A 23872-nucleotide genomic window follows, 5' to 3' on the forward strand; every position below is an offset into this window, starting at 1 on the left:
AGGGCAGCGCGTAGGGCGTGGAGAACAACCACGCGACGGAGAACGCCACGGCGACCCGCGCGGCGTCGAGCGGCGCCAGCGCCCGCAGCAGCAGCGCGGCCAGCGCGGCGAACAGGAGCAGCGAGCCGATCTGGATCCAGACCTTGTACGACCCCTCTCCGATCACGGTCTGCAGCCCGGTCTTGACCACGCTCCACGGCGTCGCGAGCGAGACCATCTTGCTCGCGTTGAGCACCTGGCCCAGAGAATGGGGCCCCGCGAGCCAGTAGGCCATCCCGGAGACCGCCAGCGCGGTCGCGGCCACCAGCGCCAACCGGCCCAGGTTCCGCCGCAGCTCCCAGGCGACCCCGAGCGCGACCACCCCGACGGTCACCTTGGCCGCGACCCCCAGGCCGAGGAACACGCCCTTGAAGCGGGTGACCAGCGCGGCGACCACGAAGGCGACGGCGAGCGTGTCGGCGTGCATGCCGGCGACCAGGTGGTAGACGACCAGCGGATTGGCCGTCCACAGCACCACCCCGCGCGACCCCAGCATCCAGGCGAGGGCGAGGAAGGCGGCTGCGTTGACGAGCGCCATCACGAACACGGTCAGCCGGACGGAGTCGCCACCGACGAAACTCGCCAGCGCCTGCACCCCGGTCGTGACGGGACCGTAGACGCTCGGCGTCGTGGCCCACTCCTCGACCGCCCCGAGAACCGGATCACCGGGGATTCGGTCAGGCGTGACCGAATAAGGGTCATGCCCCAAAGTCACGAGCCGACCGTAGGCGGCGTAGTTCAGATGGTCGGACGACCCGATCGGCGGCAGGAAGGCCAGCAGCACGACCGCCACGACCCCCAGCCACCGGAGCACTCGCAGCGAAGGCGCGCCGTAGAGCCCCAGCAGCACCCCGGCCGTTCCCAGGACGACCACCGCGAAGGCCAGCCCGATGGCCGGCCACCCCGGCAGCCCCGCGTCGACGAAGAACGGCACCCACCCGGCCCCGGTCAGCCGGGGCTGCAGCGCCGACGGCCCCAGCAGGGCCAGCAGCACCGTCAGCCCAAGGGCCGCCGCCACGCACCCGACGGCCAGCCTGCCCGCAGCCACACGCTCCACGCCGAGAAGCCTAGAGCCGCCCGCCGGACGTCAACCTGCCCGTAGGCAACCTGTGGACAACTCCCCGCTTGTGGAGAACCTGGCCTCAGCCTCCGAGGGCGGGTGGATTCCAGCATCCAGGGCGCGCAAGCGCCGATCCGAACGCGGGCCCGCATCGCGCGGACAGGTCCGTCCACACAATCCCTAAGGACGGGTCTGTGGCCGGAAGCTCTCGATCGTCTCCATCGCCTTGACCACGGTGGGTTCCCGGGCCGCCAGCGCCCGCGACACGTCCCGTAGTTGCTTCGCCCGGTGCAGTTGGGCCCGCCAGTCGGTTCCGGTCGCCCGGTGGGCCATCTCGACCTCGACCTCCACCACCCGGAACCCCTTCCGGACGAGGTCGATCGTCAACCCGGTCTCCACGCCGAACCCGGCGGCCAGCGGCCGGGCCGCGTCGAAGGCCGCGCGGGTCAGGCAGCGCTGGCCGTTGAGGGGCTGCGCCGGGTCGAACCCGGTCAGCCGTTTGATGCCGTCGCGGGCGACCCGCACCACGACGCCGTGCCCGCCGAGCTTCACCCGGGTGGCGAAGGTCGCGATGGTCATGTCGGCCACGCCGTCACGAACCGGTCCGATCAGGGGAGCCGCCGCGGCGGCCGTCTCCCCCAGGTCGGCGTCGAGAAAGAGCAGGTGGCAGTCTTCGTCGAGCAGTCGTACGGCCTCGGCGCCGCTCTCCATGGCCGCGGCCTTGCCCCGGTTGCGGCTGTGGCGCACGACACGGGCGCCGGCGGCCCGCGCCACCCGTCCCGTCTCGTCGGACGAGCCGTCGTCGACCACGAGGACGAGCGAGACGCCGGGCAGGCGGAGGGCCGCGGTGACCGTCGCGGCGATGCGGTCGCCCTCGTCTTTGGCCGGGATGACGACCGCGGTGTCCGAGCGGGGGGAAAGATCGCTCATCCGGTCGGGTTGGCCAGCTCCGCGGGCACGCTCTCGTGCACGGTGAACACCGAGTCGAGACCGGTCACCTGAAGGATCTTGCGGACCGCCGGACGTGGCGCGGCCACCTCCAGCACGCCGCCGCGTTCCTTGAGCCGCTTGAGAGCGGACAGCAGCACGTTCATGCCGGTGGAGTCACAGAACTCCACGCCGGACATGTCGATGACGACCCGGTCAAGCGCGGTCTCTTCGAGCACTCGGGTGAACTCCGACTGCAGGCGAGGCGCGGTATAGAGGTCGATTTCTCCGATTACGGCCATCACAGCGTGACCCGCATGCGATCGAGTCGAGACTTTGAGCTCCACAGCGCGCACACTAGCGCCGGTCGGGCGCTGGGTCACGTTCCTCTGGGATTACCGAAGAGTCGTCCGCCCTTTGTCCCCGATTTCGGTCCCATGTAAACGCAGAGTGCGCGAAGCTTGACGCTATGGAACCGGCTCCCGCCGGAGCCGAAGGAGGAGCGGCGCTCATGAACACGGAACTTCCCGAAGATCCACAGAGACGTCGGCTTCGTGAGCGGCTGGAGGTCATCCAGATCCGCACCGACAAGGCGAGTTCATGGCGTGACGCGGTCAGACCTCTGCGGCATCTGCTCAACCGTGAGGGCTTCGTACCGATCAAGACCCGGCTCGCCTCGACCGACCTCGACTTCCTGGAATCCTCGCGCGACGATCTGCTGGCCTTCTCCGAGTTGTCGCTGCGGTTGATCGATCTCCACCAGCCGCGCGACGCGGGCGGCATCACGAGTGACACGGCCCATCCCATCCTGCGCTGCCGGAGCTGCATGTGGCGCTGGCCGTGCCCGACGTTCCGGGCGATCACCGAGGCGTTCTCGATCGGCTACGACACGGGTTCGTAGCGGTAGCCGACGCCCCAGACGGTGATGATGCGGCCGGGATCCGTCGGATCGCGCTCGATCTTCTCCCTCAGCCGGCGCACGTGCACGGTCACCGTCGAGGAGTCGCCGAAGGCCCAGCCCCAGACGCGGTCGAGCAGGTCGGTGCGGCTGAACGCCTGGCGGGGGTTGCGCAGCAGGTAGACGAGCAGGTCGAACTCGCGGGCGGTCAGGGTGACCTCCGCGTCGCCCAGACGCACGTGGCGGGCTCCGACGTCGACCACGAGGTCGGCGTCGCGGAGCACCCCGGTTCCGGCCGGCACGATCGATCCTCGGGCTCTGCGCAGCACCGCGGCGACGCGCAGGGCCAGCTCGCGGGGGCTGAAGGGCTTGGTGACGTAGTCGTCGGCGTCGGCGTCGAGGTCGACCAGGTCGATGGCCTCGCCCAGGAGGATCACCGGGACCGGCCAGCGGGCCCGCAGCTCGTGGCCGACGGCGAGCCGGTTCATGTCCAGGATGAGCAGATCGGGCGGGACGGTGAGGTCGGCCGGATCACACCGGACCTCGTGTCCGTCGCGTTCGAGATAACGCGCGACGACCTCGGCCACGGCGGGGTCGTCGTCGACCACGAGAATGACGGTCACGCTCCAAAGACTAGGTCGCACGGCGATCGCCGAACGCGTAGTTTGTTGGCCATGACCCGTACTGTTCTTGCGGTCGTGGGGATCTTCCTCGCCATCTGGCTGGTGATCGGATTCGTCATCCCCGCGCTCTTCGCGACGCTGAAGTTCCTCCTGGTCGTCGCGCTGATCGCGGCGGTCGTGGTCGGTGTGATCACGCTGGTGGGCAAGAAGTAACACATGTTCGTCCAGGCCCTGCTCGGCGCGCTCGCGATGCCCGGTGGCATCGCGCTGCTCGCCGTGCTGGGCCTGCTGCTCGTCGCGTGGGCGCTGCGGCTGCTGTCCGCGGCGCCCCACGTCGCACAGGCGCCGCTCGGCGCGGGTGTCGAAGCCGTTCTGGTACGGCTCCGCCACCCCAATTCACCAGGCCGAACACGGTCGAGAGCTCCGACAGGAAACCCGGCGCCCCGCTGATCGCCATTGATCGGCAAGGGCGCCTTCGTCGTGTCCGAAAACTGACGAAAGGTTCCTGAATCGTGTTCGACTTCATTCTCGGCCCGGCCTACGACGCCACGGCGGCGCTGGCCGGCCTCGTCGGCGCAGCCCCGGCGATCGTGCTGCTGACCCTGCTGGTCCGGCTCGCCCTGCTTCCCCTGGGGATCCGCCAGGCGAAGCTCCAGCGCATCCGCCAGAGGCTGGCCCCCGACCTGGCGAAGATCCAGAAACGCCACGCCAAAGACCCGGAACGGATGGCCCGGGAGGTCCGGTCCCTCTACGCCGACGCGGGCACCTCGATGTTCGCCGGCGTCGGGACGGGCCTGGCCCAGATCCCGTTCGTGTTTGTCTTGTACAACCTGTTCACCCACCCGGTGATCGCCGGGCAGCAGAACGTCCTGATGACCCACAGCGCGCTGTCGGTGTCCCTGAGTGAGCACCTCGGGGCGGTCGTCGCCCACTCCGGATTGTTCGGCGGACCCACCCTGGTGTTCGTCGGCCTCCTGGTGCTCATCGCACTGGTGGCGTGGCAGTCGTCCCGACTCGTGATCAGGACGCCTGAAATGCCCGGAAGCGGGCTGTTGAAACTGCTTCCCTACGGGACCGTGCTCGCCGCCGCGTTCCTGCCGTTCGCGACGGGCGTCTACCTGCTGATCAGCACCGCATGGACGACGACCGAACGGCGACTACTCACCGTTTAGACGACTTCGCGCAGTGCGCTGATTTCGGACTCACCTGACTGCCCATTTCGGGCGGGCTGAGGGGCGTGGACGATGGCCCATACGGTGGTCGTCTCGCCCTCGTGGCGTACTCCCCAGCGCTCTGCGAGGAACTCGACGATGCCGAGCCCCCGGCCCCCCAGAGACGAGAGAGTAGGCCGTCCGGCACGCGGCTCGGTGGTCGCCCCACCGTCGCTCACGGCCACTTCCACATGTCCGTCACCACAGGCCCATGTGACTCTGAGCTGCCCAGACGCGAGGGGGTGTGCGTGGCGCAGGGCATTGCTCAACAGTTCGCTCATCACCAGGACCGTGTCGTCGACCGCCGCTTCGAAAACCCCGGAAGCGAGCAGGTCGGCGCTGAGGCGTTGACGCGCCACAGCCACGCTCGACAGAGCGTACGGCAGCATGACGACGCTCGACGCACTCACCTCCCCGTTCTCCCGAACCCCCTGAAGATGGTCACCCCAGTAAGACCGAAATGCCCCGTTCGCTGACCGTGGAAACCGAGCACTGATTACAGCTTGTGCACTTTGGACAATAGGTCAGCTTCGGTGTTACCCCGCTCTTACCGGCCCGGTGTGTCGGGTGCGGTGACAAACCCCTCTCTGCGCAGCACGAACTGCATACGTGTACCACCTTCGGGTCGGGGCAGCGCGGCCACCTCCCCTCCTTGGGCCCGCGCAAGGCTCCGGACGATGTACAACCCGAGCCCCACCCCGCCGAACCGGCGGCGGTCGCCGCTCTCGCCCTGGACGAACCGTTCGAAGACGCGTTCGCGGTCGGACGGGGCGATGCCGATGCCCTCGTCGTCGACGGTCAGCACCACCCGGGTCTCCTCCGCCCAGGCCGAGACCTGGATGAGGCCCCCGTCGGGGGAGTACTTGAAGGCGTTCTCCAGCAGCTGGTCGAGCAGTATGTCGGTGGCGAGCGCGTCGCCGCGTACCAGCGGAAGGTCGTCGGGGACCCGCACCTCGACGCGGTGGCGGTCGGACAGCACCGGCAACCCCAGGGTCGCGGCGCGCACCCGTTCGGCCAGGTCGAAGGCCTCGTCGCGGACCGACGGCTCGGCCGCCCCGGCGCGGGCGCCGAGCAGGAGGTGGTCGATCAGCCGCCCGAGCGACTTGGCCCGTTCGGCGATCGTGTGGACGTGGGCCCGGCGGTCGGCGTCGGAGAGCTTGTCCCACCGGTCGGCCAGCGTGCTGGCGAAGCCGGTCACGACGGTGATCGGGGTGCGCAGCTCGTGGCTGGTGGTGGCCAGGAACAGGTCCTTGGCCTCCTCCAGCTCCTTGGCGCTGGTGATGTCGCGGAAGTCGGCGACGATCTCGCCGGTCTCCGGGATGGTCGCGCAGAGCACGTCGAGCCAGCGGCCCGATTCGAGCTGGAAGGTCAGCTTCTCGCCGGGCGCGGGCAGGTCGAAGGGCGGCGGCCGGCCGATGACGTCCTCGTAGGCGTAGCCGGTCAGTTCGGCCGCCTTGGGGTTCCAGCGCGTGACCGTGCCGCTCTCGCTGAGCACGGCGATGCCGTCGGCGCTGGCGTCGAAGACGGCGCGTTCGTGCGCCCGCTGCCGGACGGCGTCCTGGTAGGCCACCGCGTTGCCGACCGCGATCCCGGCGTGCCCGGCGAGCAGTTCGAGCAGTTCGAGCTCCACGTGGCCGGGCTTGCGCCGGGCGAACAGCGCGTAGAGGGCGCCGTAGGGCCGCCCGCCGACGGCCGCGATGCCGACGGCGATGGTGTGCAGCCCGTCGAGCTGGGCCCAGATGAGGTCCTGGAGGCCCTCGGGCCCGGTTTCGAGGATGACCGGCTTGCCGGTGCGCAGCAGCTTGCCGACCAGGCTGCTGCCCAGGTCGGCGGTGGCGCCCTTCATGCCCTCGGGCAGCCGGTGGGAGCTGACCAACCGGAGCTTCTCGCCGTCGATCAGCACGAACCCGCCCGCGTCGGCCCCGGTCAGCTCGGTGAGCGAGCCCGCGATCCGGTCGAGCACCACGTTCTGGTCGAGTTCGGCGTTGATGTCGCCGACGACGTCGGTGAGGCGGCGGACGAGCTGGGCGCGCCGGACCGACCGGGCCCGCGCGGCCTCGTTGTCGTCGCGCTGGTGGTAGACGCCGACGTAGCCGAGCAACGCGCCCGAGGGCGTGCGCAACCCGCTGATGTCGGCCTGCACCTCGATCAGCGTGCCGTCACGCCGGAACCTGCGGGTTCTGAGCTGTACGGTCCCACCCGTGCGCACCCGTTCGAGCACGGCGTTGTGCTCGGCCATCAGCTCCTCGGGCACGAAGGGCGGCCGGCGGCCGAGGATCTCCTCGGCGGGCCAGCCGAACAGCCGCTCGGCGGCCGGGTTCCACGTGACCACCGACAGATCGCGGTCGAGGGCGACGATGGCATCGGCCGCGCTGGCGACTACCGCCCGCGCGATCCCTTCGTCCTCGTCGTCACGTTTGTCCCAGTGGTCACATTCCACGGGTCCATCGTGCCGCTTTTCCGATCGTGATCATGGGCTTTTCCGATGCTCCGCTACGCTGCCCTCGAACCCGGGGAAGGGAAGTGCATGGACGCGTCGGCCGCATCGGGCGACCTGGAGGCACTGCTCCGGGTCACCTCGCCCACGTACGTAGGGGAATCCGCACCCGACATCGCCTTCGGCACCCACGAGACCCCCGCCGGCCCGCTCGTGCTGGCCGTCACCGCGCGGGGTGTGATTGCCGCCACATTCGACGACGAACACGCCGTCTACGAACGGATCTACCGCGAGGTCGGGTCGTTCATCGGCCACGATCCCAAGCGCCTCGACCCGCTGAAGCGGGAGATCGACGCCTACTTCGAGCGCCGGCTGCGGGCCTTCACCCTCCCGTTCGACCTCCGGCTCGCCACGCCGTTCGCCCGCAGCGTGCTCCAGATGATCACCTCGGTGCCCTACGGCACGACCACCACCTACGCCGAGGTCGCGGCCCGCATCGGCCGGCCCCAGGCGCTGCGGGCGGTCGCCAACGCGGTCACCGAGAACCCCGTCTGCCTGCTGGTCCCGTGTCACCGGGTGGTCGAGGGGCCGGGCTCGCCGGGGGCGTACGCCGGCGGAAAAGCGGCCAAAGAACTGCTCTTGAACATGGAAATCGCCTAGCGCAACGAGTCTGTCCCCACACGGTAAACCTGTGATCACTCAATGTGATAGTAATCTCACGCCGGGCAATCACCAGGTCACTAGTGGGGAGTGGTCATGCTGGGGTTCATCGTCGCCGTGGGGTCGGCGATCGCCGTGGTGGCACTGTCGGCGTTCCTGTTCCGAAGGTTCGGCGCCGGCAGTGAAGACTCCGACCCGGGCGGCCCGTCGGTCGGCCACGCCGGGTCGATGTTGTCGGCGCTGTTCCTGCTGGTCTTCGCCATCGCGATCGTCGTACCGTGGACGACCGCCGACTCGGCCCGGCAGAACACCTACACCGAGAGCCAGTCGGCCGTGGAGGCCTACTGGGCCGCCGACGAGCTGCCCGGCCCGGCCGCCGCGCAGGTCCAGGCCGGTCTGCGCGACTACGTCGGCTTCGTGGTCGACCAGGAGTGGCCGCTGATGGCCGACGGGCGGCTCAGCCCCGAGGGCACCACCCGCCTGAACACGTTGCGCACCCAGGTGGCCGGTCTGGTCGTCGACGGCGAAGACCAGGAAGACGCCAAGGCGGCCGTCATGGACCAGATCTCCCAGCTCAGCTCCTCGCGGCGGCAGCGCGCCGCGGACGCCGGGGCGACGCCGCCGACGATCCTGCTGGTGCTGACCGTGGTGACCGGCCTGATCGTGCTGGTCTTCCCGTTCCTGGCCGGGGCCCGGCCGAAGGGGATGGCGCTGCTGCCGATGCTGGCCATGGCGGCGCTGCTGGGGGTCGGCATCTACATGGCCTTCGACATCGTCCACGTGTTCGACGGCGGGCTGGCGGTCAAGCCCGACGCGTTCACCAGTGCGCTGGCCGAGTTCGGCCGCATATCGGGGTTGAGCTGATGAACAACCGGATAACGGCCGCCGCGCTCGGCTTCCTGATGCTGGCCACCCTGTCGGTGGCCTCGGCCCCGGCCGCCACGGCCGACGACATCCTCGGGGTGGGCCTCGACGTGGGGCCCGGCGTGGGCGTGTGCGTCAAGGTCGGGGTGGTCCTCGACGTGGAGCTGGGGGTCGGCGTCGGCCAACAGCCGCCATGCGACCAGCCGCCACCTCCTCCGCCGCCACCGCCGCCCCCCGCGGAGGAGGAACCGCCACCACCGCCACCGCCGGCCGAGGAGGAACCGCCGCCCGTGCCGCAGGAGCCGGAGGTGGAACAACCACCGCCGCCCCCGCCACCGGCCGAGGAGGAACCGCCTCCGCCCCCGCCACCGCCGCCACCCCCGCCGCCGCCTCCGGTGAAGGAGCCGACGCCGAGGGCGGAGCGCCCGGCCAGGGTCGTTCCGGTACGCCTTCCGAAACCGGCCCCCACCACGAAGAAGCCGTCTCCGCGTCCGAAGCCGACCCCGTCGGCCACGCCGGAGCCGCGCAGCCCGAGGGTCGCGGCCGTGGCCAACCCGCCCAAGCGTGAGAACCCGCTGAAGTCGGTGCTGTTCATGGTCGTGTTGTCGACCGTGATCGCCTCAGCCGCGGCGGTGGCCTTCACCCGCATCAGATAGACGACGTGGCCGGGCGCCGCGTGAGGCTCCGATCGCCAGCGTGACCAGCGCGGCGACCAGGAAGGAGCCGAGCGCGGCGCTCATCCACGGCGCGGGGGTGAACCCGACGGCCTCCCGGGCCGACGTCCAGATCGCCTCCCACCAGCCGATGTCGGGCAGCGCCCCGAGCATCCACCAGGTGGCGAACCCGAGCAGCCACGGCACCGTCATCGACCACCGCGACGGCGCGTGGTCGGAGGTGTCCCAGCCGCGCGAACCGCCGAGCAGGAAGTAGTCGACCACCAGCACGGCGAACATCGGCACGAACACCGCCCCGATGATCCCCAGGAACGCCGAGTACGTGTCCGCGCTCACGAAGATCGCCAGCAGCGTGACCAGCACCCCGATGATCAGGGACAGCACCCGCCGGTCGACCCTCGGCAGCAGGTTCTGCAGCGACATCGTCACCGAGTAGACGTTCACGAACGACTGGTCGGTCTCGCGCAGCACCAGGATCCCGAAGAAGACCGCCCCGAGCGACGCGGTGACGAACGGGTCCCACACCTTGTTCGTGTCGTTCCCGACCAGCGCCAGCGCCGCGATGCCCAGCGCCAGGCAGGCCACCTGGGCGATCGTGTAACCGCCGACCACCCCGCCGAACGCCGCCCGCGAGCTCTTCGAGAAGCGCGAGAAGTCGGCCGCCAGCGGCACCCACGACACGCTCAGCGCGATGACGTAGTCGACGGCCGGCGTGAACGCCTCCCACGACCCGGCTCCCAGCGAGGGCCCGCGGGAGATCAGCTCGTACGCGAAATAGATCATCGCCAGGACCACGCCGACGGTGACGTACCTGCGCAGGATGCGCACCGCCCCCAGCGGCTTGATCGTGAGCGCCGTGGTGATCACCCCGGCGACGACCACCCAGACCGCGTAGTGCACGGTGACGCCGAACTGGCCCGCGATGGCCTGGGCGCCCTGGGCGATGACCCAGAGCTCGAAGGCCCCCCAGCCCAGCATCTGGATGATGTTCAGCACGCTCGGGAGATAGGAGAGTCTCGCCCCGAAAAGCCCTCTGAGCAGCATCATCGCCGGAGCGCCCGTCTGGGTGCCCGGGATGGCCGACAGGCCGACCATGGCCGTGCCGATGAGACTGCCCGCCACCGCGGCCGTCAGGGCCGCGACGAAGCTCAGCGGACGGTCGCCGAGAGGGTTGACGAGTGCGATCGCTCCTGAGAACCCGAGCAGTGACACTCCGAGGTTGGCCCACAGGGCACCCTGGTCGAGCAGGCCGAGCGTCTTCGGCGGAGCCTCGTCGAGGGTGAGTGGTGCTTCGGAGTCGACGACGGCAGTCATCACACACGCTCCCTACGCCGGCATTACCCGGACAGGTTCATGCGGTCGGCGACGCTGGTCGCCCTCTCAGCCCGGTTACGCCCGAGCTCCCGCGGTTCTTAGGTTGTCGCAAACCGGGATCAACCCCGGTTCGCTCCCACATGATGCATCATGAGCCCCACTTCGACCACCCCCGTCACTCGTCGCCGTGGTCGGTCGCCGCTCCCGATGTCCGCGAGCGGGCCAGCTCAGTGAGCTGGTTCAGGTCCAGTCCGTCGCAGGTGAGCTCCGCCGAGGCGAGCGTGGCGCGGATGACGGGATCGGCCGGTCCCGGCACGGCCACCGTCGCGGTCTGCATCGCCGCCCAGTCGCGGATCTCGTCGATCGACGGCTGCGGCAGCTCCCGCGAGTACTGGACGATCAGGGCGTTGTCCCGCACGATCAGGTGCTCCAGGCTGCCGCCAGTGGGCACATCCGGGTCGGCCGGGGCGTAGAACGACCGGTCGGGGTGGCGCCACTCGGTGTCGCCGGGCCCGGCCAGGGACGTACGCGGGCCCGATTCACAAATGACCGCCCCCGGTGAGGATTCGGCCGGGGCGCCGCACGCGGCGCACAGGACGAGCGCGGCCACGGGCGCCATGAGACGGCGGAGCATCGGTTCACTCCATGCTTGGTGCGAGGCCGGTGGCCCGAGGAACTCGGGCCACCGGCGGTGAGACGGGACGGGTCAGTTGACCCGCAGGACCGCCGAACGCGAGACGATCGCGCCGGTCGGGTCCGAGGCGCGGACCCGGTACTCCGAGCCGGCCAGTTCCGGCGTCGCGGTCACGGCGATCGCGAACGAGGTCTGGCCGGGCACGTCGGCCCAGTCGGCCGCGCCCGGCGCCTTGACCTGCCACTGGTAGGCGACGTTCTGGCCTTCGGCGGGCGCGGCGAAGACCGCGTCGTCACCGGCCCGGTGGGTGGCCGGCACCGGCTCCGACTGGAACCGCAGGACGACGGCGTCGTCGGCGAGCACCTTCATCCACTCGGCGAGCTCCTTGGCCCGCTCGCGGATCGGGGTGTTGTCCGGGCCGGGCAGGTTGGCCTTGACCTCCCGGCGCACGACCTTGGCCTGCTCCATGGCCTTGACGTAGTCCTTGATCAGGTACGCGTTGTACGACGCGTCGATCGCGCCGTTCAGCGTGGCGGCCAGACCGGCGTCGACCGAACCGTCGGCCACGCCGGCGGCGACCAGCCCGCGCATCTCGAGGTGGGTGGAGCAGTTGCCGGAGGACTGCCCGGCGGCCCACTTGATGCCCTCCAGGATGTTCTTCTGGAAGATCGGGTCGGCGGTGTTCTGCCAGTTGTGCAGCAGCGCCTGGGTGAAGGAACGCCCGCCGTCGTAGTTGGTGCACCACGAGATCGGGTGGTCGGCGCCCTCGATTCGGCCGGCGCTGTTGCCGATGCCGTTCACGTAGGTCGACTCGGTCAGCGTCTGCAGGACGTGCACCTTCTCGCGGGGAAGGAAGCCCCGCCAGTTGTAGAGCTCGTCCATGACCGTCATCTTCTTGGCGAAGTGGCGGGTGGCCGGGTGGGTGTCGTCCTCGGTGACCAGTTCGCCGATGACGCAGCCGCCGCAGGTGTTCTGGATGCCGCCGGCGTTGGAGCCGTGGTTGTCGAACTCGCCGCCGACCAGGTTCTTGTACCAGTCCCAGTTGTGCATGGAGTCGGTGGCGCCGTGGATGGCCACGAAGCCGCCGCCGTTGCGGATGTAGGTCTGCAGCGCGGCCTGCTCGTCGACCGTGGCCCCGGGGGTCGTCGTCGAGGGCCGGTTGGTGACGAACACGTCGTTGCCGACGCTGGAGACGCCGACGAGGGCGTCGTACTGGGACAGGCGCTCGGCGCTCTCGAACGGGTTGCCCGCGACGGACACCTCGGGGCTGAGGTAGTCGTAGACGTCGACGTCGAAGGAGTTCTCCCGGCCGAGGTCCTGGATCATCGCCATCGTCAGCGGGATGTGCTCGTGCCGGAAGGCGCCCGGACGGTTGCCGAACAGCAGGATCTTGAACTTGGGCCGGTTGTTCCGCACGGCCTCGCCCGGGGCGCGGAACGGGTAACGTTCCATGCCCTTGCCCGCGCTCACCGCGATCCCGGTGACGACGTCGGGGTGGTCGACGCCCTGGAGCTCCTCGACGAGGTAGGCGGCGTCCTTGACCAGCGAGTCGCGCATGTAGCCCGCAGGGGTCACCTTCGCGGCCAGCGCGCCGAACTTGACCAGCGCCGCCTCGGCGTCGCCGCTCTCGGCCTCGGCGAGCAGCGCCAGCAGCCGGTCGCCGTTGGGCGCGGAGACCTTGCCGGCGGTCACGTACCGCTGGACCAGGGCGCGCAGGTCGGCGACCGAGGTGGTGATCTCGAAGGTCAGCGTGTACTTGGCGGCGTTGCCGGCGGAGTCGCCGATGTTGACGGCCCAGGTGTGCTCGCCGACCGAGAGGGTGGCCAGGTCGAGCGGCAGGGGGTAGGTCCAGACGCCGTCGATCCACATGTCCCGCACCGCCGCGCCGCCCGCGCCGGGGGTGGGGTCGGTACGGGTCGGGTTGATGGCGGCCGGCAGCGCGCTGTGCGCGACCTTGCCGTTGGGGATGCCGGGCCAGGCGGCGACCGGCGGCTTGGTGTCGATCCGCACCGTGATCGACCGCGAGGCCGAGGCGTTCCCGGCCGCGTCGACGGCGACGTAGCTCACGCTGCCGTTGCGGTCGCCGCTGATCACGTGGGTGGCCGTGCCGCGGTTTCCGTTCCGCACGGCCGGCACCTCGACGGTGCTGCCCGCGACGGTCACCCGGAAGAGGTTGACGGCGTCGTCGTCGGTCGCCGACAGGTTCAGCGTGACGTCGTTGCCGGTGAACCAGCCGCCGGGACCGGTGCTGGTGGAGGTCACGTAGGCGTTGTTGGCCACGCCGTTGTAGTTCGGGACGGGGTGCACGGGGGAGAGCGTGGCCACGTCCAGGACGGGCGGGGCTCCGCTCTCGGCGGCGAACGCCACTCCGGGCGTGCCGAGGAGCAAGGCGGGCACTGCGAGCAGGGCAGTGGTTAACGTTCGGGTGGTGGGACGGGGGCGAGAGGACGGCATGTGGCTCCTCTTTTCGGGTCGAACAGGAACTCCACCGCGCGTCTGAGCGCCGACCCAATGCCTAACGCGATGAATGTCCGAAGTGTGAGCTTCGTCGCACACATTTGTCAACGATCTTACGGACTTCTGATTTTCATCGACGAAACTTTCCGCCTAAAAGTTTCGTTCGATCCCTATCCTCGTATCGATGAAAATTTCCGTGATCATGGCACTCATCTTGGCCTTAGCGGTGGCGTCCACTCCCCGACCGGACGAACGGGCCCAGGTCCTCGCGTCGGCGTACGCCCTGGTCGGCCAGTACCCCTACTCGTGGGGCGGCGGCCACGCCGGGAGCGCCGGGCCCTCGCTGGGCACCTGCAAGGGCTACCGGGGCGACATCAAACCGTGCCCGGCCACGCGGACCACCGGCCTCGACTGCTCCGGGCTGACCCGCTGGGTCTACGAGATCGCCTACGGCCATGACGTGCTGGGCCCCGGCACCACCGACGACCACCTCCGCCGGCTACGCCCGGCCCCGGTCCCGGCCCCCGGCGACCTGGTCTTCTTCGGCACGGCCGAGCGCACCCACCACGTCGGCGTCTACATCGGCGACGGGAAGATGATCAACGCGTTCAAGACCGGCACCATCGTCCGCGTCGACCCCGTGACCGCGCTCGACGACCTGCTCGGCTACTACCGGATGTGACCCGCCTGCTCGTCAGGGGTCAGGCCACGTAGGGCGGCTGGCCGCTCTCGCTCTCCATCGGCAGCCCCGACGCCGCCCACGACTGCATCCCGCCGCCGACGTTGACGGCCTCCCAGCCCACGTGGTTCAGCCACGTCGCCGCCTGGGCCGACCGGCCGCCGACCCGGCAGATCACATAGACCGGCTGGCCCTGGGGCACCTCGCCCACCCGGTTCTGGAGCTGGCCGAGCGGGATGTGGGTCGCCGAGGGGGCGTGCCCGGCCCGCCACTCGTCGAGTTCACGCACGTCAAGCAGGTAGGCGCCATCAGGCACGCCGGTCGGTTGCACGTCCCGCAGAGTCATGCGCCCCAGTCTAGGGACAGGTGGTCCTCACTTGAGCAGTTTGCTCATCCGCCGGTCGGCCAGCGGTTTGCCGCCCGTCTGGCACGTCGGGCAGTACTGCAACGAGGAGTCGGCGAAGGAGACCTCCCGCACCGTGTCGCCGCACACCTCGCACTTCTCGCCGGTACGCCCGTGCACCCGCAGCCCGGACTTCTTCTCCGCCTTCAGGTCTTTGGCCGCGATGCCCCGGGCACGCTCAATCGCCTCTTTCAGGGTGACGACGATGGCGTCGTACAGGGAGGCGACCTGTTCGGGGGTCAGGGTCGAGGCCACCTTGAACGGGGACATCCTCGCCGCGTGGAGCACCTCGTCGGAGTAGGCGTTCCCGATGCCGGCGATGACCTTCTGGTCGCGCAGCAGGCCCTTGATCTGGGTGCGTTTGCCTTCGAGGATGGCCGCGAGGGTCTCGACGGTGAAGTCGGGGGTGAGCGGGTCGGGCCCGAGCGAGGCGATGCCCGGCACGTCGCCCGGTGAGGCCGCCACGTAGACGGCCAGACGTTTCTGGGTGCCCGCCTCGGTCAGCTCGAAGCCGGGGGCGACGCCGAGGGCGTCGGGCGCGAACCGGACCCGGAGCGCGAGCGGGCCCTTCCCCGGCCGCACAGGCTTGGCGCCCGAGAGGTCGTCGCGCCAGCGCAGCCAGCCGCCGCGCGCGAGATGGAAGATGAGGTGGATCCCGTCGCAGTCGAGATCGAGGAACTTCCCGTGGCGGGCGACCGTCGTCACGGTGAGGCCGCCCAATGCGGTGATCGGCGGCGAAACGGTCTTCAACGCCGAGAACGCCACCACGTCGACGGCCTGCACGACCTGGCCGACCGCACGCTCCCGCAGGAACTCGGCCAGCGACTCCACCTCGGGCAATTCAGGCATACTTCAGACTACGTAGGGACGGGCACATGACCAGCATCATCGCCGAAGACGTGCTGCTTCTCGGCTACGACGAGAAGAAGGGCAAGCCCACGATCGGCCCCATCGGGCTGAACGCCGGCCTGGCCGGCGCCCTCCTGGCCGAACTGGCGATCATGGGCCGGCTCTCCCTGGCCGACAAGAAGGTCGTCGTCACCGACCCGACCCCCGTCGGGGAGCCCGAGCTCGACGCCGCGCTGGCGCGGATCGCCGCCGAGGCCGAGGTCCGCAAGCCCGAGTGGTGGGTCGACAAGCTCGACGGCGCCAAGCTGCGCGAGCGGCTGCTCGTCCGGCTCGTCGAGGGCGGGGTGCTCTCGGAGGAGCGCGGCAAGATCCTCGGCCTGTTCAAAACCGTCAAGTACCCGGAACTCGACGGCAGCGTGGAGAGGGCCGTCCGGACGCGGGTGGAGAGCGTGCTCGACGGCGCCGAGCCCGACGAGCGGACCGCGGTGCTCATCGGGATCATGCACGCCACCAAGGCACTCGGCACGCTGTTCCCCGGCGCGGACGAGGCCCGGGTGAAGGAGATCACCCAGGGCGACTGGGCCGGGGAGGGCGTGAAGGAGGCCGTCAGGGCCGTGGAGGCGGCCGTGCTGATGATCCTCACCACGGCCGTCGTCGTCACGACCGTGACCTAACCCTTCTCGATCGCGCTCTTCGGCACCGGCTTGTCGGCCTCCAGCGCCTCGAACAGCTGGTTGGCCCTGGTCGTGTCCCACTTGACGACCGACTGCCCGTCGATGGTGGGCAGCGAGCCGATGGGGACCGCCGTCGTCACCGGGTTGTTCTTCATGGCCAGGCCCAGCGAGAGCAGGTTGAACGGGCCGGTGGAGGGGTCGACCGCGACCGACTCGGCGGCGCTGTTGGCCAGCGGGACGGCGGTGAACGGGTTGATCAGGGTGCCGGGGCTGGCGGCCTTCTTGACCACCGCGGAGAAGAACTCGCGCTGGCGCTGGGTGCGGTCGAAGTCGGGGATGGCGCCGGTCTTGCGGGTGCGGACGTAACCGAGGGCGGTGCCGCCGTCCATGATCTGGCAGCCCTTCTTGATGTTCAGGGCCGCCTTCGGGTCTTTGATCGCCTGCTTGGGGCAGATCTCGACGCCGCCGACCGCGTCGACGATGCCGACGAAGCCGCCGAAGCCGATCTCCATGTAGTGGTCGATCCGGATGCCGGTCACCTGCTCGACCGTCTGGGTCAGCAGCTTGGGGCCGCCGAAGGCGTAGGCCGCGTTGAGCTTGCCGTTGCCGTTGCCCGGGATCGGCACGTAGGAGTCACGCGGGAGGCTGACCAGCGTCGGCCGGCCGTCGCCGTCGGGGATGTGCAGCAACATCATCGTGTCGGTACGCCGCCCGACGGCGGAGCCGGTGCGGAGCTTCTTCCGCTCGGCCGCGGTCAGCCCGGCCCGGCTGTCGGAGCCGACCAGCAGCCAGTCCTGCCCCGGGGTCTCGGCCGGACGCCCGTCGTAGTCGGTGAAGGCGTCGACGTTGTTCATCTTCCCCTGGACGCTGAAGAACAGCGCCGTGACCCCGATCAGCACCAGCGACAGGAAGACCGCCACGCCGATGGCGATGTTGCGGCCGATGCGACGGGGCTTGCGCGGACCCTCTTGTGCCTTTGGCTCGTTCCCACCGCTGAACATCCGGACCGGCGAGGTGCCCTTCCGGGGCTTGCCGTAGACCTTGGAACGGCCCTTGGGCTCGGGTCCCTTGACTTCCGGCTCGCGAACCGGGTAGGCCGGGTCCAGCGGCCGCCGCACCATTCGCGTCGGCTCGTTGTCCTCAACCACGTTCCTCTACCCCCCGCTTGCCGACTTCTGACTCTGCCTTGACGGTACGCCGATACAGCCGTCCGGGGCGGGCCCGTTATCAAGGTTTTCCTATGGAAAAGTACACAGATCCGATCCGGGAAACATCATCGGCGGCTCGCCCGTTACGGTTGAAGCACCCCTAGTTGAAAGGACCGTCGTGTCCGTTTCGGACCCCTGGAGTACCGGCCCGTGCCTAGGCACGGGTCCACGTGAGGCGATGAGATGACCATCGTTCTCGGCCTCCTCGCCGTCCTGCTCCTCACCTTGGCGACCGGCTTCTTCGTCGCCCAGGAGTTCGCTTACGTCGCCGCCGACCGCGCGCTGCTGCGCCAGCAGGCCGACTCCAACCCCGCCGCCCGCCGGGCCCTCGACGTCACCGGCCGGCTCTCCTTCATGTTGTCGGGCGCCCAGCTCGGCATCACCGTCACCACCCTGCTGGTCGGCTTCCTCGCCGAACCGGCTATTTCGGTCTCCTTCCGCGGCCCGCTCGAAGACCTCGGGCTGCCGCCGGGGGCCGTGCCCGGGGTGAGTGTCGCGATCGGCGTCGCCATCGCCACGATCATCCAGATGATCCTGGGCGAGCTGGCGCCCAAGAACCTGGGCATCGCCCGGCCCGAGCCGGTCGCGATGTGGTTGTCTCGCCCGACCCTTCTGTACTTGAAGGTCTTCGGGCCGCTGATCCGGTTCTTCGACGGCTCGGCCACCCGGCTGGTCCGGCTGTTCGGCATCGAGCCCGTCGAGGAACTCGAACACGGCGCCACGCCCGAGGAGCTGCACCGCATCGTCGACGACTCCCGTGAGGCGGGCGATCTGCCGCCCCGGCTGGCCGACCTGCTGGAGCGCGCCCTCGACTTCGGCGACCGCACCGCGGAGGACGTCATGGTCCCCCGCCCCCGCGTGGTCTCCCTGCACGCCGACGCGCCGGTGTCGTCCCTGGTCGAGGCGGTACGCGATCACGGCCACTCCCGCTACCCCGTGCTCGGCAGCGACACCGACGACGTCGTGGGCGTCGTCGGCCTGCTCGACTACCTGGGCCGCGAGGGCGAGGCGACCATCGCCGGGATCATGCGCACCCCGCTGCTGGTCCCGGCCAGCCTGCCGGTGCCGGTCCTGCTCTCCCGCATGTCCGGCGGCACCTTCGCGTGCGTCATCGACGAGTACGGCGGCCTCGCGGGCGTCGTCACGATCGAGGACCTGGCCGAGGAACTCGTCGGCGAACTGGTCGACGAGAACGACCCCGAGCCCCTCGGCGTCACCGTCAACCCCGACGGCTCCTGGGACGTGCCCGGCACGCTGCGCATCGACGAGGTCGAGCGCGCCACCGGCGTCACCCTGCCAGAAGACGACGGCTACGAGACCGTCGGCGGCCTCGTGCTGGCCGAGCTGGGCCGCATGGCCGAGCCCGGCGACGCGGTGACCGTCGCGACCGTCGAGGAGCACGACCTGCTCGACGACGACGAGGAACCCCGCCACGCGCTGCTGACCGTGCTGGAGGTCCACCGCCGGGTGCCCCAGATGATCCGCCTCGCGATCGCGGTCCCGCCGGCCGCGGAGACCGTCGAGGAGCCCGCCCACGAGAACACCGGCCCGCAGGACTACGCCCCCGAGCTGTTCTCGGCCCTCTTCCAAGGGAGGCCGGTGTGAGCTCCACGATGGCGCTCCTGCTCGGCGTCGTACTGCTGGCGCTGAACGGGTTCTTCGTGGCCGCCGAGTTCGCGGTCATCTCGGCCCGCCGCCACCGCCTCGAAGAGGCGGCCACCGGTCCGTTCGCCCGGATCGCCGCCAGGGCCGCCCTGCGGGGCAGCCGCCAGCTCTCGCTCATGCTGGCCGGCGCCCAGCTCGGCATCACGCTCTGCTCGCTGGGCCTGGGCATGGTGACCGAACCGGCGCTGCACCACCTGCTCGAACCGCTTCTGGGCGGCCTTCCCGAGAGCGCGGGAACCGCGATCTCGTACGTGGTGGCGCTCGGCATCGTCACCTTCCTGCACATGGTGGTCGGTGAGATGGCGCCCAAGTCGCTGGCCCTGACCCACCCCGAGCCGGCCGCCCTGGCCCTGGCGCTGCCGTTCCGCGGCTTCGTCTGGCTGGCCCGCCCGCTGCTGGCCGGCCTCAACGGGCTGACCAACGGCCTGCTGCGCCTGTGCGGCGTACGCCCCCGCGACGAGCTCGCCACCGCCCGCACCCCTCACCAGCTCGCCGTGCTGGTGGCCGAGTCGGGCCGGATGGGCATGCTCGACCGCGACGAGCACGACCTGCTCACCCGGGCGCTGCGCGTGCAGAACCAGCCGGTCGAGCGGCTGATGACGCCGCTCGCCGACGCCGTCACGATCCCCGCCGACGCCCCGGCCGACCGGGTGCACAAGACGGCGGTGGCGGCCAACCGGCTGCGCATGCTGGTGACCTCTCCGGAGGGCGTCAAGGGCGTGCTGCACGTCCGCGACAGCCTGGTCCATCCCGAGATGACGCCTGGGGAACTGGCGACGCCCGTGCCAACGCTTCCGGCTTCCATGCCGATCCCAGACGCGGTGACCACTCTCCAGGAGGCCCGCGCACAGCTTGGGTTGGTAGTGGACGTACGCGGCGAGGTGGTCGGCGAGATCAGCGTCTCCTCATTGGTGGGACAACTGCTAACTGTCTGATTCAGTCACGAACCATGACCGACCGGTACTTACCGGTCGGTCATGGTCATTTAGAGGACAAAGCAACCGTTTCATGCCTTTCCAGACTGAGAGTAAAAACATACTGTCATCCCCGAAAGCGCTCCACATGATCAGGTCCACCGCACGCCGGAGGGCGACCCCCTCCCCGCCAGGTCCACCGATCCACTTGGAGAAGCATGCGAATCCGCAACACGCGCAAGTTCCCGGCCGCCGCAGCTGTCGCCCTCTTGCTGACCGCAGGACTCACGGGCACAGCCTCGGCGGCCCCGACACCGGAGCCCATGTCGGCAGCGCTCGGACCCTGCTGGACACCGAGCACCAGCCCTAACGACTGGGCTTTCGGGGCCCATCACGCGAACGACACGTGGTTCCGCAGCGGCCCGTACGCGAACTGCAGCGGCTACTACAAGCCCGGTCCCGGCTGGGTCGACTACGCCTGTCGGCACATCAACGATGTGGGCAACCTCTGGTACTACACCGACTGGGGCTGGGTGTACAGCGCCAATGTGACCTTCCCGTACGGCGCTCCGAGCAACTACTGCAGCTGATCTCTGTGCACGCCGAGCCCTGCCTCCGCTCATGCGGAGGCAGGGCTCCCGCATCTCAGGAGAAACTTCCGCCACATACCAAGGTTCGCATTCTGGACACTTACATCTCGCATTACGAGACTTCGGGCAAACTTTTTCCGCTGAACCCGGGTGCAAGCGGTTTGAAAGCCGCGCTTCGGAGAATATGGATCAACGCCGTTCAGACTACGGAGGATCCGCTGTGCCATCAGGGACGTTATGCCCCACAACGAAAAAACCCCGCCTCCGGAAGGTTGTCCTTCCGACCGGCGAGGTCGATTCTCTGTGGGCAAGGGGGGAGTTGAACCCCCACGTCCTTTCGGACACACGGACCTGAACCGTGCGCGTCTGCCATTCCGCCACTTGCCCCTTACGGGTGCGCCTCTTTTCGGCTGCCTGGAAAGGTTAGCACGGATCCGCCAGTGCCACTGAACCCGGATACGATCCGTGTAGACGATGGAGGAAGGGAGGTACCCGGTGGGAGTCCTTCAGCGCTTCGAGCGCAGGCTCGAAGGTTTGGTTGAGGGGGCCTTCGCACGTGCGTTCAAGTCCGACCTTCAACCCGTAGAGGTCGCCAGCGCGGTGCAGAGGGAGATGGACGACCGTGCCGCGATCGTCGCTCAGGGCAGAACGCTCGTGCCCAACGACTTCGTGGTGGAGCTGTCCACGACCGACAACGAGCGGCTCGAGGTCTATGCCGACAGCATCAGCCACGAGCTCGCCAACCTCGCTCGGGAATACGCCAAGGAGCAGGGCTACTCGTTCGTCGGACCCGTCCGGGTGCGCTTCGAGATCGCCGAAGACCTAGCGGTCGGACTGTTCCGGATCAGGTCCGGGGTCATCCGTGGCGCGACGGTCGAGCAAGACGAGATCAGACAACCGGTCAGCGACGTGCCCGCCGCTCGCAAGAGCAGCGCGTTCGGCGGCCGGCCCCGCCTGCTGGTGTCCACCCAGGACGACCCGCAGGGCCAGCGGTCCTACGAGCTGACCACACCGGTCACTCTGCTGGGCCGCGGGACCGATTGCGATCTACGGCTGGTGGATCCGGGCGTATCGCGGCATCATGCCGAGCTACGGGTCGAGGGTCAGCAGGTCGTTCTGGTTGATCTCGGTTCCACGAACGGCACCTTCGTCAACGGGCAGCCGGTCCGCAGGATCGAGATGCAAGACGGTACGAGGGTGACACTGGGGCGTACGACCCTGGTGTTCAGACGCGATTAAAGGTAGACAAACGGTCCATGTCCGAGCTCGCGCTGCTGCTGATCAGGCTCGCCTTCCTGGCGGTGCTCTGGTTCTTCGTCATTGCCGCGGTCGGCGTGATCCGGACAGACTTGTTCGGTCCGCGAACGGCACCTTCCGCCAATCCCCGGAAGTTGTCCACGAAACCGGCGAAGAATATTCCTGCCAAGCCCAAGAGGGGGGAGCCACGTCAGATGGTCGTCACAGGTGGCCCCCTGCAAGGGACCATCATCAACCTCACCGAACAGCCGATCACGATAGGCCGGGCCACTGACTCGACGCTCGTCCTCAGCGACGACTACGCGTCCAGCCGCCACGCCCAGCTCTTCCCCCAGGACGGCCAGTGGATCGTGGAAGACCTCGGCTCGACCAACGGAACCTACCTCGACCGTTCCAAAGTGACCCGCCCGACGCCGGTGCCTCTCGGGACTCCGATCCGCATCGGCAAGACCGTCATCGAATTGCGCAAATGACAACAGCACTCCGATACGCCGCCCGCTCGGACGTCGGCCTCCTCCGCGAAGGAAACGAGGACTCGGCGTACGCCAGCGGCCGCCTGCTCGCCGTCGCCGACGGCATGGGCGGGCACGCTCACGGTGAGGTGGCCTCCTCGGTCGCCATCGCCGCACTGTCGTCCCTCGACAGGGACGCCTACGGGAGTGACCTGGTCGGCACGATCGAGGCCGCGGTCCGCGACGCCAACCACCAGCTCCACATGATGGTGGCCCGCGATCCCAGCCTCAAGGGCATGGGGACCACGCTCACCGCCATGTTGTGGAACGGCACCCGGTTCGCGCTCGTCCACGTGGGCGACTCACGGGCCTACCTGTTGCGCAACGGTGAGCTCTACCAGATCACCCACGACCACACACTCGTGCAGTCGCTGGTGGACGACGGCCGCATCACGCAGGAAGAGGCCGCCAACCACCCGCAACGCTCGATCCTCCTGCGCGCCCTCGACGGCAGCGGCGAGGTCGACCCCGACCTGCAGGACCGGGAGGCCCAGATCGGCGACCGCTACCTGCTGTGCTCGGACGGCCTGTCCACCGTCGTCAGCGCCGAGACACTCCATCACACGCTCTCCACCATCGACGATCCCGACGACGTGGTACGCCAGCTCATCGACCTGGCCAATCGCGGCGGCGGACCTGACAACATCACCTGCGTGGTGGCCGACGTCATCGAGACCGACGACGTGCAGCCGCTCAGCCACGCGGCGGCGGTGGTCGGAGCGGCCGGTTCCGGACGCGTCCGTTCGGCGCCACCCGACAACCCGGCGGGCCGCGCCACGACGGTGACCGCGCCCCAGCCGGTCATGGTCGACCTCGATCTCGACGACCGACCGGCGCCGGAGGCCCTCGCGGCCTCCGGCCGCCGGGCCGCCCGCAAGCGGCGCACCTGGCCGGTGGCCACGACGTTACTGGTCGCCGTCGTCGGAGTCCTCGGAGCCGGGGGTTACTTCGGCTACCAGTGGACCCAGAACCAGTTCTACGTCGGCGCCGAGAACGACCGCCTGGTGGTGTTCCAGGGGGTCGACGCCGATCTGGGTTTCGTCTCGTTCAAGCACGTCGTGCACACCTCCGACCTGTCGGTCTCGGCTCTCCCGCAGGTGGAACAGGACAAGGTGCGCAGCGGGATCATGGTGAACGACGTCGACGCCGGCAAGGCGAAGATCGCCGCGCTCACCGGCGGCACCGAGAGCCCCACCCCCGACGCCTCCCCCAGCCCGGCCGGCGACCAGGCCAACCCCGGCGAGAACACCGGCGAGAACTCCAGCAACGCCCCGGCCGACACCTCGGAATCGCCGTCGTGACGACCGCACCCGTAGCGGAGGC

At 69.4% G+C, this 23872-nt stretch carries 26 protein-coding genes, 1 tRNA gene, 1 pseudogene and 1 riboswitch; of the genes and pseudogenes, 15 read left to right on the forward strand and 13 right to left on the reverse strand.

What is annotated here, in order from left to right; genetic code table 11:
• Nucleotides 1-349 precede the first annotated feature (349 nt).
• From mptB to QSK34_RS22935, 3 genes and pseudogenes are all read right to left on the reverse strand, one after another.
• A pseudogene (mptB, locus tag QSK34_RS37820) lies at nucleotides 350-1096 on the reverse strand (polyprenol phosphomannose-dependent alpha 1,6 mannosyltransferase MptB); the annotation flags it as partial.
• A 183-nt stretch (nucleotides 1097-1279) separates the two neighbouring features.
• Nucleotides 1280-2029, reverse strand: coding sequence for a glycosyltransferase family 2 protein (locus QSK34_RS22930; RefSeq protein WP_285586405.1), 750 nt, complete (start codon nucleotides 2027-2029; stop codon nucleotides 1280-1282).
• Nucleotides 2026-2373, reverse strand: coding sequence for an STAS domain-containing protein (locus QSK34_RS22935; protein ID WP_030455225.1), 348 nt, complete (start codon nucleotides 2371-2373; stop codon nucleotides 2026-2028). The genes QSK34_RS22930 and QSK34_RS22935 overlap by 4 nt, the downstream gene beginning before the upstream one ends.
• A gap of 164 nt (nucleotides 2374-2537) precedes the next feature.
• On the opposite strand from QSK34_RS22935, the gene QSK34_RS22940 reads away from it, so the two are divergent.
• The gene (locus tag QSK34_RS22940; protein WP_285586409.1) at nucleotides 2538-2927 is read left to right on the forward strand and encodes a hypothetical protein; all 390 of its coding nucleotides are present in this window, start codon (nucleotides 2538-2540) and stop codon (nucleotides 2925-2927) included.
• Here QSK34_RS22940 and QSK34_RS22945 read toward each other — a convergent pair.
• The gene (locus QSK34_RS22945) at nucleotides 2909-3547 is read right to left on the reverse strand and encodes a winged helix-turn-helix domain-containing protein (RefSeq protein WP_285586412.1); all 639 of its coding nucleotides are present in this window, start codon (nucleotides 3545-3547) and stop codon (nucleotides 2909-2911) included. The genes QSK34_RS22940 and QSK34_RS22945 overlap by 19 nt on opposite strands.
• A 51-nt stretch (nucleotides 3548-3598) precedes the next feature.
• Here QSK34_RS22945 and QSK34_RS22950 point away from each other — a divergent pair, with 51 nt between their 5' ends.
• The 3 genes from QSK34_RS22950 (at nucleotide 3599) to yidC (ending at nucleotide 4719) form a co-directional block, all read left to right on the forward strand.
• Complete coding sequence (locus tag QSK34_RS22950; RefSeq protein WP_197038838.1) at nucleotides 3599-3760, forward strand: hypothetical protein; 162 nt, start codon at nucleotides 3599-3601, stop codon at nucleotides 3758-3760.
• 3 nt (nucleotides 3761-3763) lie between these two features.
• On the forward strand, nucleotides 3764-3997 hold the full coding sequence (locus QSK34_RS22955; RefSeq protein ID WP_030455222.1) for a DUF6412 domain-containing protein: 234 nt from the start codon (nucleotides 3764-3766) through the stop codon (nucleotides 3995-3997).
• Nucleotides 3998-4059: 62 nt separating this feature from the next.
• Nucleotides 4060-4719 carry a membrane protein insertase YidC gene (gene yidC / locus QSK34_RS22960; RefSeq protein WP_285586416.1) on the forward strand — a complete coding sequence of 220 codons (660 nt, stop codon included), beginning with the start codon at nucleotides 4060-4062 and terminating at the stop codon, nucleotides 4717-4719.
• On the opposite strand, the gene QSK34_RS22965 is transcribed toward yidC, so the two are convergent.
• Entirely contained in the window at nucleotides 4716-5168 is a 453-nt protein-coding gene (locus QSK34_RS22965) for an ATP-binding protein (RefSeq protein ID WP_231515593.1), read from the reverse strand. The genes yidC and QSK34_RS22965 overlap by 4 nt on opposite strands.
• 137 nt (nucleotides 5169-5305) lie before the next feature.
• Nucleotides 5306-7198: a PAS domain S-box protein gene (locus tag QSK34_RS22970; protein WP_161479498.1), complete on the reverse strand. Its 1893-nt coding sequence runs from the start codon at nucleotides 7196-7198 to the stop codon at nucleotides 5306-5308.
• A 45-nt stretch (nucleotides 7199-7243) separates the two neighbouring features.
• Between QSK34_RS22970 and QSK34_RS22975 the strand changes: the two genes are divergently transcribed.
• The 3 genes from QSK34_RS22975 to QSK34_RS22985 all read left to right on the forward strand — a co-directional run bounded on the left by QSK34_RS22975 (nucleotide 7244) and on the right by QSK34_RS22985 (nucleotide 9375).
• Nucleotides 7244-7855, forward strand: a complete 612-nt coding sequence (locus QSK34_RS22975) for a methylated-DNA--[protein]-cysteine S-methyltransferase (RefSeq protein ID WP_285586420.1) — start codon at nucleotides 7244-7246, stop codon at nucleotides 7853-7855.
• A 96-nt stretch (nucleotides 7856-7951) separates the two neighbouring features.
• Nucleotides 7952-8719, forward strand: a complete 768-nt coding sequence (locus tag QSK34_RS22980; RefSeq protein WP_285586422.1) for a bestrophin-like domain — start codon at nucleotides 7952-7954, stop codon at nucleotides 8717-8719.
• Complete coding sequence (locus tag QSK34_RS22985; RefSeq protein WP_285586425.1) at nucleotides 8719-9375, forward strand: hypothetical protein; 657 nt, start codon at nucleotides 8719-8721, stop codon at nucleotides 9373-9375. Before QSK34_RS22980 ends, QSK34_RS22985 begins: the two co-directional genes overlap by 1 nt.
• On the opposite strand, the gene QSK34_RS22990 is transcribed toward QSK34_RS22985, so the two are convergent.
• The 3 genes from QSK34_RS22990 to QSK34_RS23000 form a co-directional block, all read right to left on the reverse strand.
• Nucleotides 9340-10707 (reverse strand): purine-cytosine permease family protein, encoded by a 1368-nt coding sequence (locus QSK34_RS22990; RefSeq protein ID WP_285586427.1) that lies wholly within the window; start codon nucleotides 10705-10707, stop codon nucleotides 9340-9342. The genes QSK34_RS22985 and QSK34_RS22990 overlap by 36 nt on opposite strands.
• A riboswitch (TPP riboswitch) is annotated at nucleotides 10699-10810 on the reverse strand. Its footprint overlaps the gene before it by 9 nt.
• Nucleotides 10811-10882: 72 nt before the next feature.
• Nucleotides 10883-11341 (reverse strand): hypothetical protein, encoded by a 459-nt coding sequence (locus QSK34_RS22995; RefSeq protein ID WP_285586429.1) that lies wholly within the window; start codon nucleotides 11339-11341, stop codon nucleotides 10883-10885.
• A gap of 72 nt (nucleotides 11342-11413) precedes the next feature.
• Nucleotides 11414-13738, reverse strand: a complete 2325-nt coding sequence (locus tag QSK34_RS23000; protein WP_285586431.1) for a ThuA domain-containing protein — start codon at nucleotides 13736-13738, stop codon at nucleotides 11414-11416.
• Nucleotides 13739-13982: 244 nt separating this feature from the next.
• On the opposite strand from QSK34_RS23000, the gene QSK34_RS23005 reads away from it, so the two are divergent.
• Entirely contained in the window at nucleotides 13983-14480 is a 498-nt protein-coding gene (locus tag QSK34_RS23005; RefSeq protein WP_285586434.1) for a C40 family peptidase, read from the forward strand.
• A gap of 19 nt (nucleotides 14481-14499) precedes the next feature.
• Here the strand turns inward: QSK34_RS23005 and QSK34_RS23010 are convergent, their stop codons facing one another.
• Nucleotides 14500-14823 (reverse strand): rhodanese-like domain-containing protein, encoded by a 324-nt coding sequence (locus QSK34_RS23010; RefSeq protein ID WP_030455212.1) that lies wholly within the window; start codon nucleotides 14821-14823, stop codon nucleotides 14500-14502.
• A 27-nt stretch (nucleotides 14824-14850) separates the two neighbouring features.
• Nucleotides 14851-15729, reverse strand: a complete 879-nt coding sequence (locus QSK34_RS23015) for an Fpg/Nei family DNA glycosylase (protein ID WP_161479489.1) — start codon at nucleotides 15727-15729, stop codon at nucleotides 14851-14853.
• 26 nt (nucleotides 15730-15755) lie between these two features.
• Between QSK34_RS23015 and QSK34_RS23020 the strand changes: the two genes are divergently transcribed.
• Nucleotides 15756-16403 (forward strand): GOLPH3/VPS74 family protein, encoded by a 648-nt coding sequence (locus QSK34_RS23020; RefSeq protein WP_285586438.1) that lies wholly within the window; start codon nucleotides 15756-15758, stop codon nucleotides 16401-16403.
• Here QSK34_RS23020 and QSK34_RS23025 read toward each other — a convergent pair.
• A complete protein-coding gene (locus tag QSK34_RS23025; RefSeq protein WP_285586439.1) occupies nucleotides 16400-17551 on the reverse strand; it encodes an LCP family protein in 1152 nt (383 codons plus the stop codon). The two genes, QSK34_RS23020 and QSK34_RS23025, sit on opposite strands and share 4 nt — an antisense overlap.
• A 243-nt stretch (nucleotides 17552-17794) precedes the next feature.
• Here QSK34_RS23025 and QSK34_RS23030 point away from each other — a divergent pair, with 243 nt between their 5' ends.
• From QSK34_RS23030 to QSK34_RS23040, 3 genes are all read left to right on the forward strand, one after another.
• A complete protein-coding gene (locus QSK34_RS23030; RefSeq protein ID WP_285586440.1) occupies nucleotides 17795-19216 on the forward strand; it encodes a hemolysin family protein in 1422 nt (473 codons plus the stop codon).
• Nucleotides 19213-20211, forward strand: a complete 999-nt coding sequence (locus QSK34_RS23035) for a CNNM domain-containing protein (RefSeq protein WP_285586447.1) — start codon at nucleotides 19213-19215, stop codon at nucleotides 20209-20211. Before QSK34_RS23030 ends, QSK34_RS23035 begins: the two co-directional genes overlap by 4 nt.
• A 197-nt stretch (nucleotides 20212-20408) precedes the next feature.
• On the forward strand, nucleotides 20409-20780 hold the full coding sequence (locus QSK34_RS23040) for a hypothetical protein (RefSeq protein WP_285586448.1): 372 nt from the start codon (nucleotides 20409-20411) through the stop codon (nucleotides 20778-20780).
• A 304-nt stretch (nucleotides 20781-21084) separates the two neighbouring features.
• On the opposite strand, the gene QSK34_RS23045 is transcribed toward QSK34_RS23040, so the two are convergent.
• A tRNA-Leu gene (locus QSK34_RS23045) sits at nucleotides 21085-21167 on the reverse strand.
• 108 nt (nucleotides 21168-21275) lie between these two features.
• Between QSK34_RS23045 and QSK34_RS23050 the strand changes: the two genes are divergently transcribed.
• Genes QSK34_RS23050 through QSK34_RS23060 form a run of 3 tightly spaced genes read left to right on the forward strand, consistent with a single transcriptional unit; the run spans nucleotide 21276 to nucleotide 23850 of the window.
• Nucleotides 21276-22019, forward strand: a complete 744-nt coding sequence (locus tag QSK34_RS23050; protein ID WP_030455206.1) for an FHA domain-containing protein — start codon at nucleotides 21276-21278, stop codon at nucleotides 22017-22019.
• Between the two features lie 17 nt (nucleotides 22020-22036).
• Entirely contained in the window at nucleotides 22037-22510 is a 474-nt protein-coding gene (locus tag QSK34_RS23055; RefSeq protein ID WP_285586451.1) for an FHA domain-containing protein FhaB/FipA, read from the forward strand.
• Nucleotides 22507-23850 (forward strand): Stp1/IreP family PP2C-type Ser/Thr phosphatase, encoded by a 1344-nt coding sequence (locus QSK34_RS23060; RefSeq protein ID WP_285586453.1) that lies wholly within the window; start codon nucleotides 22507-22509, stop codon nucleotides 23848-23850. Before QSK34_RS23055 ends, QSK34_RS23060 begins: the two co-directional genes overlap by 4 nt.
• The last annotated feature ends 22 nt before the right edge of the window (nucleotides 23851-23872 follow it).

The organism is Herbidospora sp. NBRC 101105 (assembly GCF_030269205.1).
Taxonomy (GTDB): Bacteria; Actinomycetota; Actinomycetes; order Streptosporangiales; family Streptosporangiaceae; genus Herbidospora; species Herbidospora solisilvae.

Coding starts and splice junctions, on each gene's coding strand:
- QSK34_RS22995 (WP_285586429.1), bottom strand. CDS start 11,341: ATGCTCCGCCGTCTCATGGCGCCCGTGGCCGCGCTCGTCCTGTGCGCC.
- QSK34_RS22930 (WP_285586405.1), bottom strand. CDS start 2,029: ATGAGCGATCTTTCCCCCCGCTCGGACACCGCGGTCGTCATCCCGGCC.
- QSK34_RS23055 (WP_285586451.1), top strand. CDS start 22,037: ATGTCCGAGCTCGCGCTGCTGCTGATCAGGCTCGCCTTCCTGGCGGTG.
- QSK34_RS22955 (WP_030455222.1), top strand. CDS start 3,764: ATGTTCGTCCAGGCCCTGCTCGGCGCGCTCGCGATGCCCGGTGGCATC.
- QSK34_RS22940 (WP_285586409.1), top strand. CDS start 2,538: ATGAACACGGAACTTCCCGAAGATCCACAGAGACGTCGGCTTCGTGAG.
- QSK34_RS22950 (WP_197038838.1), top strand. CDS start 3,599: ATGACCCGTACTGTTCTTGCGGTCGTGGGGATCTTCCTCGCCATCTGG.
- QSK34_RS23005 (WP_285586434.1), top strand. CDS start 13,983: ATGAAAATTTCCGTGATCATGGCACTCATCTTGGCCTTAGCGGTGGCG.
- QSK34_RS23010 (WP_030455212.1), bottom strand. CDS start 14,823: ATGACTCTGCGGGACGTGCAACCGACCGGCGTGCCTGATGGCGCCTAC.
- QSK34_RS23015 (WP_161479489.1), bottom strand. CDS start 15,729: ATGCCTGAATTGCCCGAGGTGGAGTCGCTGGCCGAGTTCCTGCGGGAG.
- QSK34_RS23040 (WP_285586448.1), top strand. CDS start 20,409: ATGCGAATCCGCAACACGCGCAAGTTCCCGGCCGCCGCAGCTGTCGCC.
- QSK34_RS22975 (WP_285586420.1), top strand. CDS start 7,244: ATGCTCCGCTACGCTGCCCTCGAACCCGGGGAAGGGAAGTGCATGGAC.
- QSK34_RS22980 (WP_285586422.1), top strand. CDS start 7,952: ATGCTGGGGTTCATCGTCGCCGTGGGGTCGGCGATCGCCGTGGTGGCA.
- QSK34_RS22985 (WP_285586425.1), top strand. CDS start 8,719: ATGAACAACCGGATAACGGCCGCCGCGCTCGGCTTCCTGATGCTGGCC.
- QSK34_RS22990 (WP_285586427.1), bottom strand. CDS start 10,707: ATGACTGCCGTCGTCGACTCCGAAGCACCACTCACCCTCGACGAGGCT.
- QSK34_RS23060 (WP_285586453.1), top strand. CDS start 22,507: ATGACAACAGCACTCCGATACGCCGCCCGCTCGGACGTCGGCCTCCTC.
- QSK34_RS23030 (WP_285586440.1), top strand. CDS start 17,795: ATGACCATCGTTCTCGGCCTCCTCGCCGTCCTGCTCCTCACCTTGGCG.
- QSK34_RS23020 (WP_285586438.1), top strand. CDS start 15,756: ATGACCAGCATCATCGCCGAAGACGTGCTGCTTCTCGGCTACGACGAG.